This is a genomic window from Acetobacter indonesiensis (assembly GCF_000963945.1).
Classification (GTDB): domain Bacteria; phylum Pseudomonadota; class Alphaproteobacteria; order Acetobacterales; family Acetobacteraceae; genus Acetobacter; species Acetobacter indonesiensis.
The window spans coordinates 1-324 of sequence record NZ_BAMW01000146.1 but is presented as its reverse complement, the minus strand read 5'-3'; the positions used below and the strand labels follow the sequence as shown (position 1 = coordinate 324).

The following is a 324-nucleotide window of genomic DNA, read 5'->3' as shown; positions in this document are numbered from 1 at the left end:
GATCGAGGTCTGGCTGGAGATCAAACCAGTCCTGTCGTCGTTTCAGGATATCCTCACGCTCCTGTTCCAGTGCATGTGAATGTCCATCCGTATTGCCCCAGCCAGCGACTGAGCATGCTGCGACCAATTCCGACGGCCCGCTCGCTTTTCAAACGCGCCATCATCTCGTGGAGCGTGATATCTTTCTGCACTTCGATCATACCCATAATAAAGGCTTCGTGCGCGTCCAGCCGTGATCCGCGCGGATTGCCCTGCCAACGGGGCGTCCGCTTGCCGCTCTCGCGTTCCCGATGCAGCCAACGGATCGCTGTTGAAACCCCTATA

At 57.4% G+C, this 324-nt stretch carries 1 pseudogene; it reads right to left on the bottom strand.

Annotated features, from left to right (window positions below):
* Window positions 1-53: 53 nt before the first annotated feature.
* A pseudogene (locus Abin_RS15500) lies at window positions 54-324 on the bottom strand (IS630 family transposase); the annotation flags it as partial.